Annotated in this window: 17 protein-coding genes; 14 read left to right on the top strand and 3 right to left on the bottom strand. The window is 28.3% G+C overall.

Going from position 1 to position 23,556, the window contains the following annotated elements; genetic code table 11:
- Window positions 1-148 precede the first annotated feature (148 nt).
- The 8 genes from polC to H8S10_RS13320 all read left to right on the top strand — a co-directional run bounded on the left by polC (window position 149) and on the right by H8S10_RS13320 (window position 12,132).
- On the top strand, window positions 149-4,528 hold the full coding sequence (polC, locus tag H8S10_RS13355; RefSeq protein ID WP_186839214.1) for a DNA polymerase III subunit alpha: 4,380 nt from the start codon (window positions 149-151) through the stop codon (window positions 4,526-4,528).
- A 182-nt stretch (window positions 4,529-4,710) separates the two neighbouring features.
- Window positions 4,711-5,565, top strand: coding sequence for a YitT family protein (locus H8S10_RS13350; RefSeq protein ID WP_186839213.1), 855 nt, complete (start codon window positions 4,711-4,713; stop codon window positions 5,563-5,565).
- A gap of 62 nt (window positions 5,566-5,627) precedes the next feature.
- The gene (locus H8S10_RS13345) at window positions 5,628-5,951 is read left to right on the top strand and encodes a DUF1904 family protein (RefSeq protein ID WP_186839212.1); all 324 of its coding nucleotides are present in this window, start codon (window positions 5,628-5,630) and stop codon (window positions 5,949-5,951) included.
- A gap of 254 nt (window positions 5,952-6,205) precedes the next feature.
- Window positions 6,206-7,837, top strand: a complete 1,632-nt coding sequence (locus H8S10_RS13340; protein WP_243175884.1) for an ABC transporter substrate-binding protein — start codon at window positions 6,206-6,208, stop codon at window positions 7,835-7,837.
- 17 nt (window positions 7,838-7,854) lie between these two features.
- Window positions 7,855-8,823 (top strand): ABC transporter permease, encoded by a 969-nt coding sequence (locus H8S10_RS13335; protein WP_186839210.1) that lies wholly within the window; start codon window positions 7,855-7,857, stop codon window positions 8,821-8,823.
- Window positions 8,820-9,641, top strand: a complete 822-nt coding sequence (locus H8S10_RS13330; RefSeq protein ID WP_186839209.1) for an ABC transporter permease — start codon at window positions 8,820-8,822, stop codon at window positions 9,639-9,641. The genes H8S10_RS13335 and H8S10_RS13330 overlap by 4 nt, the downstream gene beginning before the upstream one ends.
- Before the next feature lie 279 nt (window positions 9,642-9,920).
- Window positions 9,921-11,585, top strand: a complete 1,665-nt coding sequence (locus H8S10_RS13325) for an ABC transporter ATP-binding protein (protein ID WP_186839208.1) — start codon at window positions 9,921-9,923, stop codon at window positions 11,583-11,585.
- Window positions 11,586-11,604: 19 nt separating this feature from the next.
- Window positions 11,605-12,132 (top strand): FmdE family protein, encoded by a 528-nt coding sequence (locus tag H8S10_RS13320; protein WP_186839207.1) that lies wholly within the window; start codon window positions 11,605-11,607, stop codon window positions 12,130-12,132.
- A gap of 143 nt (window positions 12,133-12,275) precedes the next feature.
- On the opposite strand, the gene H8S10_RS13315 is transcribed toward H8S10_RS13320, so the two are convergent.
- Entirely contained in the window at window positions 12,276-12,644 is a 369-nt protein-coding gene (locus tag H8S10_RS13315) for a metal-sensing transcriptional repressor (protein ID WP_186839206.1), read from the bottom strand.
- Window positions 12,645-12,955: 311 nt separating this feature from the next.
- Here H8S10_RS13315 and H8S10_RS13310 point away from each other — a divergent pair, with 311 nt between their 5' ends.
- The 6 genes from H8S10_RS13310 to H8S10_RS13285 all read left to right on the top strand — a co-directional run bounded on the left by H8S10_RS13310 (window position 12,956) and on the right by H8S10_RS13285 (window position 22,130).
- Window positions 12,956-13,870: an AAA family ATPase gene (locus tag H8S10_RS13310; protein ID WP_186839205.1), complete on the top strand. Its 915-nt coding sequence runs from the start codon at window positions 12,956-12,958 to the stop codon at window positions 13,868-13,870.
- 6 nt (window positions 13,871-13,876) lie between these two features.
- Entirely contained in the window at window positions 13,877-14,314 is a 438-nt protein-coding gene (locus H8S10_RS13305; protein ID WP_186839204.1) for a hypothetical protein, read from the top strand.
- 180 nt (window positions 14,315-14,494) lie between these two features.
- Window positions 14,495-16,594: a diguanylate cyclase gene (locus H8S10_RS13300; RefSeq protein WP_186839203.1), complete on the top strand. Its 2,100-nt coding sequence runs from the start codon at window positions 14,495-14,497 to the stop codon at window positions 16,592-16,594.
- Between the two features lie 166 nt (window positions 16,595-16,760).
- On the top strand, window positions 16,761-19,988 hold the full coding sequence (locus H8S10_RS13295) for a sensor histidine kinase (RefSeq protein ID WP_186839202.1): 3,228 nt from the start codon (window positions 16,761-16,763) through the stop codon (window positions 19,986-19,988).
- A gap of 164 nt (window positions 19,989-20,152) precedes the next feature.
- Window positions 20,153-21,229: an HRDC domain-containing protein gene (locus H8S10_RS13290; protein ID WP_186839201.1), complete on the top strand. Its 1,077-nt coding sequence runs from the start codon at window positions 20,153-20,155 to the stop codon at window positions 21,227-21,229.
- A 490-nt stretch (window positions 21,230-21,719) separates the two neighbouring features.
- Window positions 21,720-22,130 carry a peptide deformylase gene (locus H8S10_RS13285; RefSeq protein ID WP_055266285.1) on the top strand — a complete coding sequence of 137 codons (411 nt, stop codon included), beginning with the start codon at window positions 21,720-21,722 and terminating at the stop codon, window positions 22,128-22,130.
- A 50-nt stretch (window positions 22,131-22,180) separates the two neighbouring features.
- Here the strand turns inward: H8S10_RS13285 and H8S10_RS13280 are convergent, their stop codons facing one another.
- Together H8S10_RS13280 and H8S10_RS13275 are read right to left on the bottom strand one after the other, a co-directional pair.
- Complete coding sequence (locus H8S10_RS13280) at window positions 22,181-22,618, bottom strand: cytidine deaminase (protein WP_331000403.1); 438 nt, start codon at window positions 22,616-22,618, stop codon at window positions 22,181-22,183.
- Window positions 22,619-22,651: 33 nt separating this feature from the next.
- Window positions 22,652-23,284, bottom strand: coding sequence for a Crp/Fnr family transcriptional regulator (locus H8S10_RS13275; RefSeq protein ID WP_055266281.1), 633 nt, complete (start codon window positions 23,282-23,284; stop codon window positions 22,652-22,654).
- Between the last annotated feature and the right edge of the window lie 272 nt (window positions 23,285-23,556).

The following is a 23,556-nucleotide window of genomic DNA, read 5'->3' as shown; positions in this document are numbered from 1 at the left end:
AATATGTAAAATCAAATAAAATAAAGATATTTGAGGATGTTTAAAGTTTAGCTATAAATATAGGCTTGTTTACATAATTACAAATTATGGTGTATAGGTATATAATAAAATAATATGAAGAATCTTTTAAGGAAGGTTTAAGAGAAAGATGAAAAGAGTAAGTGAAATTTTTAGTGATTTTTCTGCAGATAGTAATATTATTAATGCTTTTGTAGAAAATGTTACATTAAGAAAAAAAACTAAAACCTTAGTGCTTGACATCCGTTCGGACAATTATCTTGATATAAAGGAGATAGAGGATTTTAATGATTTTTTAAAGAAGAGGTTCGGACTTAATGACTCTAAAATAGTTATAAAATACACAAAAGAGGTGGAAAAGAAACCTATAGAAGAAGAAATAAAAAATATAATGCTATTACTTTCTGTTAAGCATCCATTTTTAAGAGGGGCAATAAAGAATACAGAGTATGAGGTAAGTAATAATACAATAAATATTTATTTTAAGGTTGAGATATCACATATTTTTAGAGATTTAAATTATCATAAAGAGATTCAAGCATTTGTAAAGAATTTATATGGAAAAACTTATAATGTGAATTTTATTGATAAAGTAGACCATGAAGCTTTAATGAAGCTAAAAGAGGATGAACTTAAAAGAGAAATTACTACTATTAATAATGTAATTGAAAGTAGTATATCAAACTCTAAGAGGAAAAGTAATAAGAAAGATAGTGGTAATGGTAGAAATTATGAAGGTAAGAAGGAGTATAATAGGCCAAAAGAGTATACGAAAAGTATTAAAAAAGAAGATAATGCAGCGCTTATATTAGGTAGAAGTGCCACTTTTAGAGATAAGATAATTAAAATATGTGACATTACACCATATGAAGGAACAGTAGCTATAGAGGGAGAGATAGCTAATATAGAAAGTAAAGAGTTACGTAGTGGTAAGATGTTAGTTTCTTTTGATTTATATGATGGGTCAAGTTCAATTAGTTGTAAGTGTTTCATTAAAGGTGAACAGTATGATGAGGTAATATCAAAAATAAAGAAAGCTAAGGGGTTAAAGCTTTGGGGAAATTCAGGGGTTAGTAAGTTTACTGGAGAGATAGAAGTAATTGCAAATACTATAGTGGAAACTAAAGGTATGACAAAGGTTGTAAGGAAGGATAATTCTGAGATTAAGAGAGTAGAACTTCATATGCATACTAAGATGAGTCAGATGGATGCAATGAGTAGTGCAGCAGATTTAATAAAGAGAGCTATGAGTTGGGGAATGAAATCTATAGCTATAACAGATCATGGAGTTGTGCAGGCTTTTCCAGAAGCACATAAATTATTAGGAAGAAATAATAGTGATATGAAAGTAATTTATGGGGTAGAAGCATATTTAGCACCAGATAAGAAAAACTCTGTAACAAATATAAAAGGTCAAAGTATAGATACTACTTATTGTGTTTTAGATTTAGAAACTACAGGATTTTCTCCTAAGACTGAGAAGATTACTGAGATAGGAATTATGAAAGTTCAAAATGGTAAGGTAATAGATAAGTTTAGCACTTTTGTAAATCCAGAAAAGCCTATTCCACAAAGAGTAGTTGAAGTTACTAATATAACTGATGATATGGTAAAAGATGCGGAGACTATAGATAAGATATTTCCTAAGATGCTAGATTTTATTGAAGGTAGTGTTTTAGTAGCTCATAATGCTGATTTTGATATAGGCTTTTTAAAGCATAATGCTAAGGTTTTAGGTTATGATTTTGATTTTACTTATATTGATACTTTATCTTTAGCTCAAGATATTTTTCCACACTTTAAAACATATAAGTTAGGAAGAATAGCTAAGCATCTTGGAATAAAGGTTGATGTTGCCCATAGAGCATTAGATGATGTTGATACAACAGTTAAAGTATTTAATATAATGATTGATAATTTAAAAGAAAGAGGAGCAACGACTTTAGAGGATATAGATAAATATGCTTTAGATGAAGAAGCTCAAAAAGAAAGCTATAAAAAGGTTAAAACATATCACGCTATCATCCTTGCAAAGAATTATGTAGGTTTGAAGAATTTATATAAGCTTGTTTCCTATTCACATTTAGATTATTTCTATAAAAAGCCTCGTATATTAAAAAGCATGTATAAGAAGTATTCTGAAGGATTAATTCTAGGAAGTGCTTGTAGTGAAGGAGAGCTTTATAAAGCTATATTACTTGGCAAGTCTGATGAAGAGATTGAAAGCATTGCAAAAGATTATGATTATTTAGAAATTCAACCATTAGGAAATAATGATTACTTAATAAGAAATGGTGAAGTACCAGATAAGGAATATTTAAAAGATATAAACAGAAAAATTGTAGCTTTAGCAGAAAAGCTTGGAAAGCTTGTTGTTGCTACAGGAGATGTTCATTTTATGGACCCAGAAGATGAAATATATAGACGTATTTTAGAAGCTGGGCAAGGGTTTAAAGATGCAGATAATCAGGCCCCATTATACTTGAGGACTACTGAAGAGATGCTTGAGGAATTCTCATACTTAGGGGAAGAAAAAGCTTATGAAGTTGTTGTGACAAACACTAATAAAGTAGCAGATATGTGTGAACAGATAAGTCCTATTTCAGCAGAAAAATGTCCTCCACATATTGAAGGTTGTGAAAAGACAATTAAAGATATAGCTTATGGCAAAGCTCATGAATTATACGGGGAAGAGCTACCTACTGTAGTTCAAGAAAGATTAGATAAAGAGCTTGATTCCATTATAAAAAATGGATTCTCAGTAATGTATATCATTGCTCAGAAGCTTGTGTGGAAATCAAATGAGGATGGGTATCTTGTTGGTTCTAGAGGGTCTGTTGGTTCATCTGTTGTAGCATATATGACAGGAATAACAGAGGTAAATGCTTTGCCACCACATTATAGGTGTAGTAAGTGTAAATATTCAGACTTTACAGACTATGGGTATAAGAATGGGTTTGATTTACCAGATAAAGAGTGTCCAGTTTGTGGAGAGAAGATGGATAAGGACGGTATGGATATACCTTTTGAAACATTCCTTGGGTTTAATGGAGATAAGGAACCTGATATAGACTTAAATTTCTCAGGTGAATATCAGGCGAAGGCTCATAGATATACAGAAGTTATCTTTGGTAAAGGAACTACATTTAAAGCTGGTACAATAGGTACAATAGCTGAAAAAACAGCCTTTGGATATGTTAAAAAATATTTTGATGAAAGAGATATACCTGTAAATAAAGCTGAAATTACTAGGATTTCTAAAGGATGCACAGGAATAAAAAGAACAACAGGGCAACATCCAGGTGGAATTATAGTAGTACCTAAGGGAAGAGAAATATTTGAGTTTTGTCCAGTGCAACATCCAGCAGATGATCCAGAATCAGATATAATAACAACACATTTTGATTATCACTCCATTGATCAAAATCTTTTAAAACTCGATATACTAGGTCATGATGATCCTACAGTAATAAGAATGCTACAGGATTTAACTGGGGTAGATCCTCAAAAGATACCTCTTGATGATAAGGAAACTATGTCTTTATTTTCATCAACAGAGGCATTAGGAGTAACTCCAGAACAGATAAATTCAAAGGTTGGAACTTTTGGAATACCTGAGTTTGGAACTAAATTTGTTAGAGGGATGCTTTTAGATACACTACCGAAAAGCTTTGGAGATTTATTATGTATATCAGGACTTTCTCATGGTACAGATGTATGGCTTGGAAATGCTAAAGATTTAATAGATTCAGGAACAGTTACTTTAAGTGAAGCTGTTTGTACGAGAGATGATATTATGATTTATCTTATAAAAAAAGGACTTGATCCTAATACTTCCTTTAAGATAATGGAAACAGTGCGTAAAGGTAAAGCTTTAAAAGACCCAGAGAAGTGGGCAGAATATGAAGCTATGATGAGAGAGCATGATGTACCAGAATGGTATATAGATTCTTGTAGAAAGATTAAATATATGTTCCCTAAGGCCCATGCAGCAGCTTATGTAATGATGGCATTTAGAATAGCATGGTTTAAGGTGCATATACCTAAGGCTTACTACACTGCTTATTTTACAATTAGAGCTAAAGCCTTTGATGCAGAATTTATGATTTTTGGAAAAGAAAAAGTTAAAGAAAAAATGAATGAGATAAATATGCAAGGAAATGAAGCTGCTCCAAAAGATAAAGATATGTACGATGATTTAGAAATTGTTTTAGAAATGTATGAAAGAGGAATAAAGTTCTTACCGATAGATTTATATAAATCAGATGCCACAAAATTTAAGATTGAAGATGAAGGAATAAGACCACCTTTAAATAGTATATCAGGTATGGGAAATATAGCAGCTGAATCTATATATAATGCTGTTCATGAAGATATTCCTATAAGTTCTATAGATAACTTAAGAAAGCGAGCTAAAATAGGAAACTCTGCTACAGACTTATTAAGAAAATTTGGATGTTTAGAAGGACTTTCAGAAAGTGACCAAGTAAGCTTCTTTGATGCAATGTAATATTATTAATAAATTTTATAAAAACATAAGTATTATTACAGTTTTTGCAGATATTATTATTAGATGGATAAATTTATGATAAAGTAAGAAAAAACTATTGAAATTTATTTATAACAATATAATATTAAATAATGTATATGATTAAAAAATAAATCTAAAGATAAATAAAAAGGAGAGGCAGTATGAGAAGTATAATCAAAAGAGTAATAGTTATAGTATTTTATGCAGTTTTAGCAGCTGTTGGTGTAAATATGTTTTTAGCGCCTAGTAATATATTTTCAGGAGGAGTTACTGGGCTTTCACAATTATTATCAACAGTTGGATTAGACTTTTTTAATATTAATATAAGTATATCTGCATGGGTATTAATCATAAATTTACCTTTAGCTGTTTTATCATGGCTTAAATTAGGTAAAAAGTTTACTATATATACAATATTAGCTGTTGCATCATCATCATTTTTTATGAAGGTGATACCAATGGTCCAAATAACTAATAATCAAATTTTAGCAGCTATATTTGGTGGTGTTTTAACAGGAGCAGGTGTAGGTTTATGCCTAAGAGAAGGTTTTTCTACTGGAGGTACAGATATTATAGTCTTAGTTGTTCAAAAGCTTACAGGAAAGTCAGTAGGTCAAGTTGGACTTTTATTAAATGGGGCTATTGTATTAGCGGCAGGACTTATATACGGATGGGAACAATCATTATATAGTTTAGTAGCTATTTATGCAATGACTCAAGTAATGGATATGTTCTTTATCCAACAACATAAATTAACAGTTACTATTTATACTAAAAAAGGTGAAGAGATGGCAAAGAATTTGTTATCAAATAATTTAAGAGGTGTAACTATAGGTAAAGGTTTCTTAGGTGGATATACAAAAGAAGAGTTACAATCTGTTATAACAGTAATATCAAAGCACGAACTTTTATTTATAAAGAAAGCTGTAGCAGAAGTAGATCAAGATGCTTTCGTAAATGTTCAACCAACAGTAGATGTAATAGGTAAATTCTTAGATAAATCTCTATTAGAATAAGTAATAGTGAATAAGCAAGAAGTTGAAGAGTTTATATAATTGATGATGAGGAGGAATAGGTTATGCCGATGTTAAGAGTTAAGGGAATACCTCAAGAAGAGGTTATGAAAGAAAGCAAAGTATTAATAGATGAATTAGTAGAAATAATAGAATGTCCAAGAGATTATTTTACTATAGAGTTAATTAACAATACATTTATTATGGATGGAGAAGTAGCCACACCTCCTACGATAATAGAAGTTGCTTGGTTTGATAGAGGGCAAGAAGTTCAAGATAAGGTGGCAAAGGCTATAACAAGTCACTTTAAGAAAGATAGAGAATGTTTAGATGTTGTTTTTCAAGGTTTAGAGCATAAAAACTACTATGAAAATGGAGAACATTTCTAAGAAACATAGTTTTACTTAGATATTTTTATGAAAATTTATACTATCCTGCTAACCGGGGGGATAGGTTATTAGAGAAAGGGATTATATAGTTAATAAATAGCTATATAATCCCTTTATTGCTTTATTTCCGAGGAAATATTTTTATTAAGTATTTTCATTTAAATTAATAACCCTATAGGTAGCTTGTAGATAAAAATTATGGATGATATAGTTAGCTTGTGGTAATAAAAGGATATGGAATTATGGAGGTTAAAATGAAAAATATTAAGAAAATATTACTAGCTAGCTTTATGATTTTTGTATTAGTATTTACAGCTATGGGATGTGGAAGTCATGTTAATGTAGATGATTCAAATGGAACAGCTAGTAATAATGTAGATGAAAATAAAGATAATACAGAATCTAATAAAGATTCAGATGGATATCTAGTAGAGACCTTAAAATTAGAGGGAGGTACAGATTGGGGAACTCCTAATCCGTTTTTAAATGAATCAAGAGGGCCTGGAACAGCAAAGATGAGGCTTGTTTATGCCAGCCTTTTAGAAAAGGATGAAAAAAATGATGTATCTTGGCTTGCTGAAAGCTTTGAATTTGATGGTAATGATTATACATTTACGTTGTTTGAAGATACAACATTCCAAGATGGGACACCATTAACTACTGAGGATATTGCTTTTACTATTGATTATTATAAGAAGAATCCACCAGTAAGCAATTCTCTTGGAGCTGGTGAAAAGTTTATAGTGGACCATTATACAATTGTAGATGAAAAGACAATAACAATAACAGTTAAAGAAGCTAATGCAGATACATTAGGAAGTTTAGGATCTTTTGTTATTATTCCAAAGCATATATGGGAAAAGGTTGAGGATCCATATAGTTATACTGGAGATGGATATTTAATTGGTAGTGGAGCTTATAAGTGTACTGCATATGAAGGTGCTACTGGAACTTACGAATTTACAGCTTATGAAGGTTGGGTAAATGGAAAACAAGCAGCAGAAAAAATACAATTTGTACCTGTTAGTGATGCAATTTTAGCTTTTGAAAATGGTGAAATTGATATAACTTCAATGCCTGCGGATTTAAAGGATAAATATATAAGTGATAGTTCTATTGGCATAGTTGAAAAAGCTAATGATATGGGATATAAAATGTTAATCAATTATGAGAAATGTCCAGATTTTCTAGATATAAAATTAAGACAAGCTATTTATTCAGCATTAGATAGACAATCTGTAGTGGATAATGTATTTAGGGGAGCAGGTACTGTTGGAAGTGCTGGATATGTTCCAGAAGGAAGTCTTTATTATAATGAAGACGTAATAAAGTATGAATATAATCCTGAATCAGCAAAGAAAGTATTTGATGGAAAAGGTTATAATGTAACACTTTTAGTAGCTGATAGTGGTGATGATGTAAATATTGGCGAAATAATTAAAAATAATCTTGAAGCTGTAGGTATAGGAGTTAACGTAGTAGCCTATGATTCAGCAACAAGAGACACTATGATTAATAGTGGAGATTACGAATTTGCACTTGTTGGCAATGGGGGATGGGGAAATAATCCACCTACATTTATGAGAACTTTATTTTCTGATGAGTCAAAGTTTAGTGGAACAAATCCACACTCTATGGGAGCTATAGGACATACTAGCAAAGAAATGACTGACCTTGCAGAAGCACAAGTTTATGAAACCGACTTTAATGCTAGAATTAAAATTTTTAAAGATTTAGAATACTTAGTTAGTAAAGAGATACCTTTATTTGTAATTGCTAATAAGTCAAGTTATTCAATGTATAAGAAGGATTATTATGATGGTTGGATGAAGACTTATGCATATCAACAGGCAGAACAAAATAGATTATCTTATATGGCAAGATAAAAGGAATGAGAAATTAGATGAGAAAAAGAGTTTTAGTTCTACTTGTCTCCTTTGTAGTTATATATCTGTTTAACTTTTCTATACCTAGACTTATGCCAGGGGATCCATTCCAATATTCTTCATCAGTATCAGGAGAAGATATGACAGAAGAGTTTAGTAAGGAACAGAAGGAGCAGATGAAAAAGTATTATGGCCTAGATAAACCAATAGGTGAACAACTTTTAGATACTATAAGTAAAAATATTAAAGGGGATTTTGGAATTAGTATTCACTATAAAAGACAAGTTAGTGAGATTTTAAAAGAAAGATTACCTTGGACATTATATATAATGGGAGCAACATTAGTTATAAGCTTGCTATTAGGGTCTCTTTTAGCACTTATATGTGTAAGAAATAGGAAGTTTGACAAGATAGCATATGGAGTATTATCTGCAGCTTCTGAAATACCTCCTTTTCTTATAGGAATTGTATTATTATTTTTAATTGCAGCTAAAGTAAGTTGGATTCCACTTTCCGGTGCAGTAACTCCTTTTGGGAAATATACAACAGAGTTTGAATGGATATATGATGTATTTATTCATAGCTTTTTACCAATACTTGCAATGTGTATAGTAACTATACCTAAGTTTTACTTTACTGCAAGGGCAAGCTTTTTAAGTGTGTTAGAAAAACCTTATTTAGTTAATGCAAAGGCAAAGGGGTTAAAGGAGAAGAGAATACTTTGGAAATATATCTTTATAAATGGAATTACACCTGTAATAGCAAGGTTTTTTCTAAGCGTAGGAACTACAGTTGGAGGGACACTTTTAATTGAAAATGTATTTGCTTATCCAGGCTTAGGCACAGTGATGAGAGAAGCTGTAAGGTATAGGGATTATACTATGATACAAGGAGTATTTTTACTATCAACGATAATAGTATTAGTAAGTCTACTTATTTCAGATATAATAAATGATTTCGTTGATAAGAGAGGTATAAGAGGATGAAGAAAGTTAATACTTATTTAATTATATTTTCAATACTTACATTATTCTTCTTGTATGGAGCATATATATATCCTCATAGTTCAACCTTGCCTTCAGGTTTATCTCTTGAATCACCCAATATAAATCATATATTTGGAACTGACAACCTAGGTATAGATATATATTCCCAAATTTCTAGTGGTTTTTTTAGAAGTATGTCTATAGGTATAGTTACTGCTATATTTGCAACGATTATTGGAGGACTACTGGGTATTTTATCAGGATATATAGGGGGAACAATGGACCATATTACTGTATTTTTGATAAATATATTTTTATCTGTTCCTCAGTTGCCTGTGATGATAGTAATAGGAGCATTTTTTGGACAGAGTACTTTAAATATTATATTTATAATAGCTGCATTTTCTTGGGCTCAGATTGCTAAACAGCTTAGAGCAAAGGTTATTTCTATAAAAAATATGGAATATGTAAAATTAGCAGAAAGCTTTGGAGGAAGTCCATTATATATTATAATGAAGCATTTAAGTAGAGAGCTTACACCACTTCTTATGATAAATGGACTTGCAGTAATAGGGAGAGCTATTATACAAGAGTCATCACTTGCGTATTTAGGATTATCGGATCCAATAGCAAAATCTTGGGGACTTATGATATCAAAGGCAACAGCTTTTTCAGGAATATATTTCAGCGAGTTTTGGAAATGGTGGCTTATACCACCTATTTTAGCTTTGATTTGTTCAGTGTTAACTTTAAGATTACTATCAAGAGCACTAGAACAGTATTTATTAAAGGAAACTCCTACTCATATACATTCGTAGGAGTAACTTCGAAGAGCTAAATCGAAGATTTAGATTCTTAGTTAAAGGAAACTCCTACTCATATACATTCGTAGGAGTAACTTCGAAGAGCTAAATCGAAGATTTAGATTCTTAGTTAAAGGAAACTCCTACTCATATACATTCGTAGGAGTAACTTCGAAGAGCTAAATCGAAGATTTAGATTCTTAGTTAAAGGAAACTCCTACTCATATACATTCGTAGGAGTAACTTCGAAGAGTTAAAGCGAAGATTTAGATTCTCAGTTAAAGGGGGAGTAGTATGGAGGAAGTATTAAAAGTAAATAAACTTTCAGTTCAATATCCAGAGTTTACCTTACATCCTATTTCCTTTACTATGGGAAAAGGTGAAATTCTATCTATTATTGGTGAGTCTGGAAGTGGAAAGACAACTATAGCCAAAGCTATAACTTGTATTATGGATAAAGATATACCAGTAACAGGAGAAGTTTTTATAGATGGTAAAGAATTATTATCTATGAAAGAAATAGATAGAAAATCATTAAGGATGACAGAGTTTTCAATAGTATTTCAGAATTCATTGGAGTGGTTAAATCCATTAATGACTTTAGAAGAGCAACTAAAGGAAATATTGATTAAAGAAAATCAAAACTCCTATAGTAGGAGGAGTAAGCTTAAAGAAATGAAAAATAAGATGGTAGAGCTTATGGAAGTAGTTGGCTTATGTAAAGAAGATCTTAAAAGATATCCAAGAGAGTTATCTGGTGGGATGAGTCAAAAATTTATGATTGCTAGTGCTATAGCTTTAAAACCTAAGCTTGTTATTATGGATGAGCCTACAAGCTCTTTAGATGTAGCTTCAAGAGATTCTTTTATAGCGCTTATAAAAAAGCTTAATAGAGAGTTAGGAATAGCATTTTTAATAATAACTCATGATTTAAAGTTAAGTAGTGAATTAAGTAATAAAATGATTGTTTTATATGGTGGGCATATTATGGAGACTGGTGATACTAAAGAAATTTTAGAGAAGCCACGACATCCATATACTAGAGGGCTCATTCATGCATCAGTTGGATTTAACCCTGTAAAAGATATATGGGGTATTAGAAGTGGTGTAGCTAAAAGGGAACATCATGGATGTCCTTTCTATGGTAGATGTACTCAAAGTATTAGTATTTGTGTTGATAAAGCACCAGGACTTAAAGAAGCAGAGTGTAATAGATGGATTGCTTGTAATCGTGGTGGTGTTGTAGAGGTTTTAGAAGGGAAAAATATAAGTAAGGTATATGGAAAGCAACAAGTTCTTTCAGGTGTTGATCTTACAGTTTATAGTGGTGAGGTAGTTTCTATAGTTGGAAAATCTGGGGTAGGTAAATCAACTTTAGCAAGGATATTAGGTGGATTTCTAAATGAGTTTGATGATGGACATATTAATTTTGAAGGGGAATCAGCAAATTTCAAATTACAACATAGAACTATAGGTGGTATTCAGATGGTATTTCAAGATAGTGAAGGTTGTCTTAATCCACATATGACAGTAAGAGAGGTTGTAGGTGAACCATTGAAATTAGCTAAAGTAAATGAGTGTTTAGAAGATAAAGTGAAAATAGCTTTATTAGATACAGGACTACTTACAGATAATCAGTTTTTAGATAAAAAGATAAAAACATTATCAGGTGGTCAGAAGCAAAGGGTAAATTTAGCTAGAGCATTAACTATGGAGCCTAAAATTATGATTGCAGATGAACCAACAGCTATGCTTGATCCATCTAGTAAGGCTAATCTTATAAGAATGTTAAAGGAATTACAAAATAAGAGGGGTTTTAGTATGCTTATGATTAGTCATGACTTAGAAAGTGTACTTAAAATTTCAGATAGAACCTATTTATTACAACAAGGAAAGTTAAAAATGTTAGATCCATCAGAGTATATGCAAATTAATATAGATAAAATTTTTGCAAATTAAGTAGATAAGGGAGAGAATTATGATTAATACAGAATTATGGAATAAGTGTGTAGAATTTCATGGACATGAGTGTGGAGGATTAACTATAGGGTATCAAGCTGCTATATATGCAAAGCAATTACTAAGTGGTGATTTTTCACAAGATGAGGAAATGGTTTGTATTACAGAAAATGATGCTTGTGGAGTAGATGCTATTCAAGTTATTTTAGGATGTAGTGTAGGAAAGGGGAATTTATTATTTCATATGAGAGGTAAACAAGCCTTTTCATTCTATAATAGAAAAAACGGGAAATCTATACGTCTTGTATTAAAGCCAAAAACAAATATGACAAGAGAAGAAAGCTTTAAGTATTATCAAGAATGTATGCCAGAAGAAATGTTTGAAGTTAAGGAAACAACTCTTCAAGTTCCAGAAAGAGCAAGAATATTTAAATCTATAATTTGTGAAAATTGTGGTGAAAAAACTTCTGAAAATATGATAAGAATTCAAAATGAGAAAAGTCTATGTATGGATTGCTATAATGAATATAATAGATTTGATATTTAGTTTAAAGTGTAAAATTCAATATTAAGTATTAAACTCCCAGAGGATAAAAACCTATGGGAGTTTCTAATAATATGCCTTAAAAAATTGCGTGTTAATTTCATAAGTGATTTGATATTTAGTATTTTAAAGTTGAAATTTAATAATTACTTTATAAATAAATTAATTGCTTTATTTAAGTCTTCAATTGCTTTTCTATCACCAGATTCGACTGCTTCTACAAGACAATGTTCTATATGTTCTTGTAAGATTACCTTACCTGTGCTTGTTAGTGCTGAGATTACTGCAGCTAGCTGAATTAGTACTTCACTACAATCTCTATCATCTTCTACCATTCGTTTTACTGATTCTAAGTGACCTTTTGCTTTTGCTAATCTATTTAGTACAGCCTTGGTATTTTGATGGATATGCTTATGGGTATGTCCATTAGTGTTATCATGGCTATGGATATAAGTTTTTCCATCATTACTAATATGAATATGTTCTTTTTTTTCATCAATTTGCTTTGTTGCCATAATAAAATCCCCCCTTTTTTAATTCTCTTTATACCATTTATAAAACATAGGAATATTTTATCTTCTTAGATAAATATAGTATTTATTTAAAGAAATATTACTTGTAATAATCTAGTGAATTATTATGATAATACCATAATTTATAATTTAGAAGATACTAGTATGATAGCATTTTATATTTTGAAAGTAAAATGTTTACATAAGTGAATTTAATAGAACTATAATTTTTGAATCTAAATTTAAGACTAAAGTAATTAAATAAAAAAAGCTATAGTATAAATAAGATGGGAGTATTTATAGGAGGAAGTTAATTGAAAATTATTTCTGTTGTTAATTACAAAGGTGGCGTTGGAAAAAGTACGGTTGTATCAAATTTAGGTGCTTTGTTAGCCTTAGACGGCTATAAAGTATTATTAATAGATTTAGATCCCCAAGCTAGTTTAACTTTTTCGTATATGGGAATTGATAATTGGAAAAGAGAATATAAGGATAAAAAAACAATAAAAACCCTTTTTAATTCTATAATTAATAAGAAAAAGGATAATATAAAAAATTATATTACTAAGGATTTGAAGGCTAATTCTGTAATAACTAAAAATGGAGGACAGGCTATAAGCTTATTACCATCTAGTACAGATTTATATGAAATACAAATAGATTTAGCAAGAAGTATATCTGGAAATACAAAAAGAAAATATACAAAAAATAAGTTAAGATGCATATCTGGATTAAGGGAAGAGTTGATGACAGTCCATGGAGAATATGATTTTGTATTATTAGATTGTCAACCAAGCTTTGATTTAATTACTCAAAGTGCAATGTATGCATCAGATTCATATATAGTACCTACTAAGCTAGATTATCTTTCAACTGTAGGGGCACCGACTCTATTAGAGCATGTTGAAAATTTGAAGAGGGAAGTTGAAAGGGGAATAAATGAATTCGATTTTTATCAATTTAAGCATATGGATATAAAATTAATGGGAGTATTACCTACCATGGTTAAGATAATAAATGGACAACCTAAGTCTATGCACAAACAATATTTAAACGAGATAAATTATGAAGAAAATTTAGATATATTCAATTCAAAGATTAGAGTAAATGATGAAGAGATAGATAATAATAATGATATTCCTTTTGTGTTAACAAATTTAAATAGAAAGAAGACTCCAATACATTTAGATTTTGAGAGTTTAGAAAAAGAATTTTTAAGAAAGGTGTAAGGAACAGTGGAGAAGAATGATATCTTAAAGGTTAATAAATTAGTATTTGAATATGTATTAAAACTTGATGATTTAGAACTAAAACAATTGCTTGATGGAGTAAAGGTTTTAACTTTGAAAGATGGACAAGCAAATAAGAATAATTTAGTAGATAAAAAGAAATTGATGAAAGAGCCGAGAAAAGCTAAAGATAATAAGGTTGAGAAAGCATCTGAGAGTAATATATTGGGGGAGGCTTTAATAAAATTAAATTCATTTTCAACTAAAGAAGAAGCTTTAGATTATTTAAAAAATGGTGGTTTAAAAGTAAAAGAATTAAAGGCTATTGCTAAGCAAGCAGAAATTTTTGTTAAAAGCAAAAGTAAAAAAGATGAAATTATCGATAAGTTAATTGAAGGTACAGTAGGAGTTAAAATTAAGATGAAGATATTAAGAGAAGGTTAATATTAAGATTATAGTAGGTATTTCTAGTATATTTAAGAAATACCTACAGTGATTTAATAATTAAAGATACGATATTCATTTACATATTAATACAACTTATATTACAATAATAGTATATATGGTATATTAATGAAAAGTATGAAATATTTTGAATCAAACTATTTGGTTTATGGAGGAAAAATGAACTTCGAAGATGTTATTCAAGAATTAGAAAAAATAGCTATTGATGAAGAATATATAAATATAATTTGTAGTAAGATAAATGAATTAGAACTTAAAATTTCAAAAGAAATATATGAAAAATTAACAAATTATGTAAAAGAAAAAGATTTAAAACAGGCATATCCTTGGATAATTCATAACTATGGTTGGATACAACACGAGTTAGGTAATTTTAATAAAGCTATAGAGGTTCATATAGAGTCATACAATATATTCCAAAAACAAAAGAATTCTGAAGGTATCTTATCTACTATAAATGCTTTAGTAGGTAATTATTCTTTTATACAACAGTTTGATAAAGCTATTGAATACGGAATGGAAGGAATAGAATTAGCAGAAAAGTGTTGCAATTATCAAGCTTTAAATAGTATTAAAAATAATATGTCTATAACATATGTAGAGATAGGAGAATTTGAGAAAGCTAAAGCATTACTTGAACAGATAGCTAATCTACCTAATATAAATGCAAATCATAATAAGATAGTAAATTTAATGAATCTTGCAGAGTGTGAAAGAGAATTAGGAAATTATGAGATATCATTAGGGTATTTAGAAAGTTCATTAGAAATTGCTAAAAGTTTTGCGACAACTTTGATTCCAGGAGTTTTAGAGCAAATGGGACGAACTTATTGTGCTAAGGGATTATATAATATTGCTGATGAAAAATTTCAAGAAAGTATAAACATTTCTAGAGAGACAGATCAGAAATTATGTTTAAATGAAGCATTACTATATTGGTCTGAAGTGGATTTAAAAGTAGGAAGATATAAGGAAGCTATAATAAAGCTTAAAGAAGTAGAAGAAAATATAGAGATTGTTAATTCTATAAGAAATAACAATAAAATATATTCAAATATAAGCTTAGCTTATAAAAATATAGGTGATTATGAAAATGCATATTTATATTTGGAAAAAGTTAATATGTTACAAAAAGAAATATTTAATAAGACACGACGTGAAAGTATAAAAAATTTAGATAAAAAAAGAGAAGAAGAGGAATCGAAGGTATATAAATTTTTATATAACCAAATGGAAGTTTTATATAGCGTAGGTCAAAGGATAACAGCAAATTTAAATAGAAAAAATATTTATAAAATTATTGCTGAGGAGATTAAAAATTTAATCCAATGTGATGTACTTCAAATATCTTTAATAAATGACGAGAAAAAAACTCTAGAGTATAAATTATGTATGAAATTAGAGGATAAATTAGAAATGCCTCCAATTAATCTTGATGATGAAAATAGATTTGGAGTATATGCCATTAATCATAAACAAGAGATATTAATAAATGATTTAAAAAGAGAGTATTATAAATATTTTAATAATTTTGAAGAGTTTATAGAAAAATTAGCAGAAGAGCAAAGTAGAACATTAGAGCGTTTTTCTCAGTCTTTGATTTTTGTACCTATAATGATAGACTCAAAAGTCATAGGAGTAATTGGTGTACAAGCGTATGAAAAAAATGCTTTTACATTAAAAGATGTAAATACTTTGAAGGTATTATCTACATATGTAGGTATAGCTTTAGAAAATTCTAGACTTTATAAAGAAATAAAATATAGAGCTAATTATGATGTATTAACAAAGATATTTAACAGAAGAGAAGCTTTAAGAAAAAGTGAAAAAATATATAATAAGGTAAAAAAATATTATGATAGCTATTGGGTTATGATGGTTGATGTAGATAATTTTAAAAAAATAAATGATACTTACGGACATCAAACTGGAGACAAGGTTCTTGCTAGTATAGCTAAAGTTATTAAAGAATCCATAAGAGAATGCGATATTGTAGGAAGATATGGTGGAGAAGAGTTTATAGTTATAGTAAAGGACGATAAAAATAGCTATTTAAAAATTGCAGAAAGAATAAGGAATAATGTTGAAAATACAGTTATTAACATAGGGGAAAATGAAATAATTAAAGTAACCTCTAGTATAGGTATAACTAAGATGGATGCTACTGATAAAACTTTTCAACAAATTATTAGTGAGGCAGATAAAGCTTTATATGAAGCCAAAAATTCTGGAAAGAATAAGGTTGTAGCATACTATTAATAAAAACATAGTTAATAATGTTTGAAGAGGATATCTCTAAAAATGTATTAGAGATATCCTTTTTTGTTTTTATATGTAATAAAATCATATTTATTGTAAAAAAATCAAATAAAATGATATAATTAATAAAAAAGAAATATAAGGGAAATAAGGATGGGGAAAAAGTATGAATAATAAATATAAAAGTATATTGATTGTAATATTATTCATAATTGTAACTTTTAGTTGTATAGTTGATAAAACCTATGCAGTTGTTAATGATGCAAATCGAAATTTCAAACGTATAACAACTGATGATGGATTATCACAAATTAGTGTTTCTACTATAATTCAAGATAGAAAAGGTTATATGTGGATTGGAACTGGTGATGGGTTAAATAAATATAATGGAAGTAAGTTTCAAGTATATAAATATAATCATAAAGAAAATAGTATAAGTGGAAATTCAATAACAGATTTAAAAGAGGATTTAGATGGAAATATATGGGTAGGAACTACTGCTGGATTAAGCAAGATAAATACGATAACTGATGAAATAACAAATTATTTACCAAATGAAAATGGATGTAATATTTCGCATTATAGAATTAGAGCAATAATGGTAAGTAAAAATGGAGATATTTTAGTAGGAACTAATGATGGATTAAATATTTATGACAGAGAAAATGATAATTTTATAAGAATATATAATTCAGAAGATTACAATAGTTCATTGAGCAATCAAGAAGTATATTCATTAACAGAAGATGTATACGGAAATTATTGGGTAGGAACAAGAAATGGATTAAATAGAATTAATAATAAAACTGGAGTATTGGAAAGATATTTTGCAGATGAAGATGACGAAAATAGTATAAGTCATAATTTTATTTATAGTTTACATGCCGATAATCTAGGATATTTATGGGTTGGAACTTATTATGGAGGACTAAATAAGTTAAATTTGGAAACAGGAGCTATAGAAAAGTTCATGCCTGGTCTTGATAGTGGAATTCCAGGTTACTATATAAGAGATATATTAAGAGATAGTAGGGGAGACGTATGGGTAGCTACTGATAATGGTTTTAGTAAATTCATTGAAGAAGAGAAAAAATTTATTAAATATAAATCTTCTAGATATAACTTAGGTAGTTTAATTAGTAATGATACAATGACTATTTGTGAGGATAGTTCAGGAGCGATTTGGATAGGGACTAGTGAAGGAATAAGTTTATTTAATCCAGAAAATTTATTTAATTATTATAAAGCAGATCCATTTGATAATAACTCTTTAAGCTCTGATAACATAACAGGAATATATGAAGATAACGATGGAATCTTATGGATAGGCACAATGTTTGATGGATTAAATGTTTTTGATAGAAAAAATAATAAATTAATAAGAGTTGACCAGATAGAAGACTATCATGGGGAATTTTATATTAGTAATAACTTAGTTAGAGATATTACTGGAATAGATGATGAGATTTGGATAGCTACTGAAAATGGCTTAGATAAGTATAATAAAAATACAAAGGAGAAAATTCAGTATAGAGAAGAAAGTGGATTACCTTGTAATGATGTAAGAACTTTACTTATAGATAGTGAAGGAATACTATGGATAGGAACAAGGGATGGTATAGGAGTTTCCGATAGAAATGGGAAGTTTGGTAACTATTCACAAGCCTTTGTGGATGCTGGAGTAAATAAATTATCTTTTAATGATATACATGAAGATAAGGATGGAATCATATGGATTGCAGGTAGTATAGAAGATGGGCTAATAAGATTTAATAAAAAGACAGCAGAGATTAAAAAATACAATTATTTTGGGGAGAATAAAGAAGCGAGTAACAATACATATAATTATATTATTTCAATAAATTCTGATTCTAAAGGTAATATCTGGTTAGCTACTGACTATGGTATAATTAAGTTTAATAAGGAAAGTGAAGAGTATAAAAGATATACGGAGGAAGATGGATTACCTAATAATTTTGTATATGGAATTCTACTAGAAGATGAAGAGTATTTATGGGCTAGTACTAACTATGGACTTACTAAATTTAATATAGAAGAAGAAAAGTTTATAAACTATGAGAGTGCTGATGGCATTCAAGGAAATGAATTTAATCAGTATGCTTATTTTAAAAGCAATAGTGGAGAAATGTTTTTTGGTGGAATAAACGGACTAACAAGCTTTAGACCAGAACAAATAAATGAAAAAGAATTTATACCAAATGTTCAAATTGAATCATTATCTACTAATTATGGAAAGTTAATTATATCTGATGAAATAAAGTTAGATTATAAAAACAATCAATTAGAGTTTGAATTCTTTTTACCAGATTATAAAGATAATAGAAAAATAAATTATGCATATAGATTATTTGGACTAGATAAAGAGTGGGTATTTTCAGATAGTAAAACTAGTATTAATTATACAAATATTAACCCAGGAGAATATGAATTTCAAATAGCTGCTAGGAATTCTAGTGGTAAGTGGAGTGATCCTACGAGTATTAAGATTAAAATAGATAATCCACCATGGAAAACTCATTTTGCTTATTTTGGCTATTGTACATTAGTAATTATTATAATTTATGTAATATGGAATAGGGTTAAAATCTTAGATAGTATGGTAAAACAAAGGACACTAGAATTAAATAATAAGTTAATTGAAAATGATATTCTATATTCAAAATTGTTATGTCATGAAAAATATAAAAATAATTATTTCATAAATCTATCGCATGAATTAAGAACTCCATTAAATATAATATCATCTACTCAAAAGGTTATAGAAAATTTAAATAATCAAGAACAGAAAATTTCTAAGGAAAAAATGGCTTATTATATGAATAGTATAAAGAGAAATTGTACAAGGCTTATGAATTTAATAGATAATATAATATATACGTCTAAGATAGAGTCTGGAACATATAGGTTGAATTTTAAGCAGCATGATATAGTGTATTTAGTTGAAGAACTAGCATTATCTATGAAGGAATTAATTGAGGAAAATGGTATTGAACTTATTATTGAACCTTTTATAGAAGAAAAGATAATAGAGTGCGATGATATAGAAATTGAAAGAGTTATAATGAATTTAATATCAAATGCTATTAAATTTACAAATAGAGATGGAATAATTCAAGTTTTCATATGGGATTTAGGTGATAGGATAAAAATATCTGTAAAAGATAATGGAATAGGAATAGATCCTAAGTATCATAAGTGTATTTTTGATAGATTTTCACAGACATACTTAGAGAGTACCGAAGAACATGGTGGAAGTGGATTAGGATTAACTTTAAGTAAACAATTAATAGAACTTCATAATGGTATTATTTGGGTAGAAAGTGAATTAGGTAAAGGTAGTGAATTTATTATTATATTACCTGTAAGACAATAGGAATAAATTGTTTGCAAAGCTCACAGGTGAAAGGTCGACTTCGTCGAAGTGAAAAGGCTACTTTTCACCAAAGTGCTTTGCATTTTATTTTTGTTCTTCTTGTGCTAAATATTAACTTATATAGAAAATATGCTATAATATTTACATAAGGAGGACGTATAGAGATGGCAATATTTAAAAATTTATTTGGCATAAGAGAAATAAAAACACCAGTGTTTTATAAAGATTTTAAAGAAGAAAATAAAGAATTAAGTGACTTATTAGAGTTAAAAGATAAGGTTAAGTCTAGTAAGGTTAAATATATAGAAAGAAATATAGAATTTTTAAATAATGTAATACAAGGGGAAAAGAATGTGTATCTTGAGTTAAAGAATTCTTCTATACCGATGATATGTTTACATGATATAAAAATAAAGGATGGAGACTATATAGCACAATTAGACTTTATAGTAATTACAACTATGTTTGTTATGATATTAGAGACTAAGGGGCTTAATGGAGAGATACATATAAATGAAGCAGGAGACTTTGTTAGATATATAAAAGATAAAAATAATAAGATTATAGATAGCGAGAAAGTTATTAGTCCTATATTACAAAATAATAAAAATGTAAAAGTAGTTAGAGATCTTTTAATAGAAGCTAGAATAATTAAAACATTACCTATTTTTTCGAGCATTATTGTATCAAATGATAAGAGTATAGTTAATAAGAGTAAAGCACCTAAGAAAGTTAAATATGAGATTTTTACTTATGATGAGTTAACAGAACTTATAAATAGAAAATTAAGTTGCTACAGTAAAGAGAAAAAAATGTTTGAAGATAAGATGAAGAAAATAGCTGAATATTTTATAGCAAATAACATTGATATAAAATATGATTATAATAAAAAATACAATTTAACTGAAATAGATTTTATAGAAGTAAAATTAGAAGAAAAATCTATTATAGAGGATATTGGATATAGCTCTAAAGAAGAAGTTATTGATGAAAATTTAAATAATGAGGTTTTAGATAAAGTAAAGTCTTATGAACAGTTAGTTGATGAGCTTAAGAAATATAGAACTTATAAAGCTAGAGAAGAAAATATTAAGCCGTATTATATATATAATGATGAAATGATAGAGGAAATAATTAAGCTTAATCCAGATAATAAAAAGAAGCTTATTCAAATAATAGGTTTTGGACCTAGTAAGATTGATAAGTATGGTCAGGATATAATAGATATACTTAGAGAATAGAGTATATTTTAAAAATAATTATAAGTTATGCTTTAATAGCACCTACAATTAATTTTGTAGGTGTTTTTATTTTAGGAAAGCTATATTCTCATAAATTAGATAGTAACTTTATGAAAATTTAAATTAATATATAAATATTTAAAGAAATGGATAAGCTAAATTAGAGAATACATTTAATTTATAATTATAGGAGGTATTACTATGAAAAATAAAAAAATAGTAAGGTCAACACTGATCCATCATCTTCAAATTACGCTCAAGATGTAAGAAATAAAGCTCTTGAAAATACTCCTTTTGGAGAAGATGAACCATCTACCAAGACAGATTATAAATAATATGTGTTATTAATTAAGAGACTGTAGAGGTAAAGAATTAACTTTAATCTACAGTCTCTTTTGATTTAAGAAATAAATAATGTGTATAATTAAATATGTTTAAAATAAATTTTGATATATAATGAGAGATAGAAATTAGAAAGGTTGGAGTTAATATGATAAGACCAATTATGAAGGATGTATTATTTTTATCGCAAAAGTCAGAACCTGCAACTAAAAATGATATTGCAGTTGTTGATGATTTAATAGATACATTAAGAGTAAATTTAGAATATTGTGTAGGTATGGCAGCTAATATGATAGGAGTTAAAAAGCGTATATTAGTGTTTAGTATAGGTAATATTATAGTTCCTATGATAAATCCAGTTATATTAAAAAAGGAAAAAGCTTATGAAACAGAAGAAAGCTGTTTATCTTTAACTGGCTTTAGAAAAACAAAGAGATATGAAACAATAGAGGTAGAATATTTCGATAGAGATTTTAAAAAGCATAAACAAATTTTTAATGGATTTACAGCACAGATTATACAACATGAAATTGATCATTTTGAAGGTATAATAATATAAATTAGAAAAAGACTGAAGTATTAAATCATTAGTACTTCAGTCTTTTAAATTTATTCTAAGTTTTTTCCTGTAAAAGCTAAAGGAAGAAGTTCACCAAGGGTATACTCTAAGTATTCTTCTGTACTTTTAGCAATAATTACTTTAAATGTATCTAAATCGCAAAATTCTGCCATAACTTGCCTGCATACAGCACAAGGAGCGCAGAAGTCACCTTCACCAGCTTTAATACCGTGTTTATTACCAACAATAGCTATAGCAGTAAATTTCTTTTCTCCTTCAGAGATTGCTTTGAAAAAAGCAGTTCTTTCAGCACAGTTTGTTGGTGTATATGCAGCATTTTCTATATTACAACCTGTATAAATATTACCGTTATCACATAGTAAAGCTGCGCCTACATCAAAGTTTGAGTATGGAGTGTAGCAAAATTCTTGAGCTGCAAAAGCCTTTTCTATTAATTGTTTTTTATCTATCATAGTATCCCTCCTAATGAGTATTAAAAGATTATATTATTTTAATCATAATTAGCAGAAAAAAATTATATCAAGTAGTTTATTAATATCTTTTACTTTAATGTGCCCTTTATTATAATCAATTATATTATCATTACTTAATTCTTTAATAATTCTGTTAACACTTCTAATGTTTGACCCAACACCTTCTACTAATAAATCTTTGTGTATAGTGTCTAAATCATGTTCTTCTAGGAAACGCCATAAAAAGAACGCTAATCTATATTTCAAAGGATAAACTATATTTGCCTTACTATTGATTGAGGTAGTATATAGCTTATGGGACAATTGTATATGTATATATAAAGAAAAATCAGAATCATATCTAATCCAGTCTAAAAAAGACTTTTTAGGTATTTTTATTACTTCACAAGGTTCTAATGCTTCTACATAATTTAATATAGGCTTATCAATAAATATTTCTAACTCACCAAATATTTCATATTCGCAATAGATTCTTTCTAAGTATTTAACTCCAGTAGGAGTTAAAGAATAAACTTTAACTTTACCTTTTTTTATTATATAGACAGAATTAGCAGCTTCATTTTGAAATAAAATCTTATCAAAACTATTAAAAGTTATATTTAAAAAATCTTGCTTTATATGACTAGGACAAGTTTCTAAAAGATAAGATAAACTATTCATTTTAATTCTCTCCTTATTAATAAAGTAAATAGATTATATCATATAAATTATGATAAATAAGATATATAAAATAATTTAAGGACAAATGTCCAAAATATAAATATTATAATTATGAAAATTGATATAATATAATAAAGTTTTAATTTATTTTATGAATCTGTTAAGTTGATATGAAAAAATAGCTTGATTTTTCATAGAATTGCTCGCTCTTTGAAAATTATATAAGTTTGAATTTTTTATTGTATGGTAAACAAACCTACAATAAAATTGAT

This window comes from Clostridium sp. NSJ-49, from assembly GCF_014287725.1.
GTDB lineage: Bacteria > Bacillota > Clostridia > Clostridiales > Clostridiaceae > Clostridium > Clostridium disporicum_B.
Note: the sequence above shows the minus strand (reverse complement) of the source record. Positions and strands in the feature narration are given on the sequence as shown.

Bases quoted from the DNA above. Each gene is read 5' to 3' on its own strand.
- polC (WP_186839214.1), top strand. From the start codon at position 149: ATGAAAAGAGTAAGTGAAATTTTTAGTGATTTTTCTGCAGATAGTAAT.
- H8S10_RS13350 (WP_186839213.1), top strand. From the start codon at position 4,711: ATGAGAAGTATAATCAAAAGAGTAATAGTTATAGTATTTTATGCAGTT.
- H8S10_RS13345 (WP_186839212.1), top strand. From the start codon at position 5,628: ATGCCGATGTTAAGAGTTAAGGGAATACCTCAAGAAGAGGTTATGAAA.
- H8S10_RS13340 (WP_243175884.1), top strand. From the start codon at position 6,206: ATGAAAAATATTAAGAAAATATTACTAGCTAGCTTTATGATTTTTGTA.
- H8S10_RS13335 (WP_186839210.1), top strand. From the start codon at position 7,855: ATGAGAAAAAGAGTTTTAGTTCTACTTGTCTCCTTTGTAGTTATATAT.
- H8S10_RS13330 (WP_186839209.1), top strand. From the start codon at position 8,820: ATGAAGAAAGTTAATACTTATTTAATTATATTTTCAATACTTACATTA.
- H8S10_RS13325 (WP_186839208.1), top strand. From the start codon at position 9,921: ATGGAGGAAGTATTAAAAGTAAATAAACTTTCAGTTCAATATCCAGAG.
- H8S10_RS13320 (WP_186839207.1), top strand. From the start codon at position 11,605: ATGATTAATACAGAATTATGGAATAAGTGTGTAGAATTTCATGGACAT.
- H8S10_RS13315 (WP_186839206.1), bottom strand. From the start codon at position 12,644: ATGGCAACAAAGCAAATTGATGAAAAAAAAGAACATATTCATATTAGT.
- H8S10_RS13300 (WP_186839203.1), top strand. From the start codon at position 14,495: ATGAACTTCGAAGATGTTATTCAAGAATTAGAAAAAATAGCTATTGAT.
- H8S10_RS13295 (WP_186839202.1), top strand. From the start codon at position 16,761: ATGAATAATAAATATAAAAGTATATTGATTGTAATATTATTCATAATT.
- H8S10_RS13290 (WP_186839201.1), top strand. From the start codon at position 20,153: ATGGCAATATTTAAAAATTTATTTGGCATAAGAGAAATAAAAACACCA.
- H8S10_RS13285 (WP_055266285.1), top strand. From the start codon at position 21,720: ATGATAAGACCAATTATGAAGGATGTATTATTTTTATCGCAAAAGTCA.
- H8S10_RS13275 (WP_055266281.1), bottom strand. From the start codon at position 23,284: ATGAATAGTTTATCTTATCTTTTAGAAACTTGTCCTAGTCATATAAAG.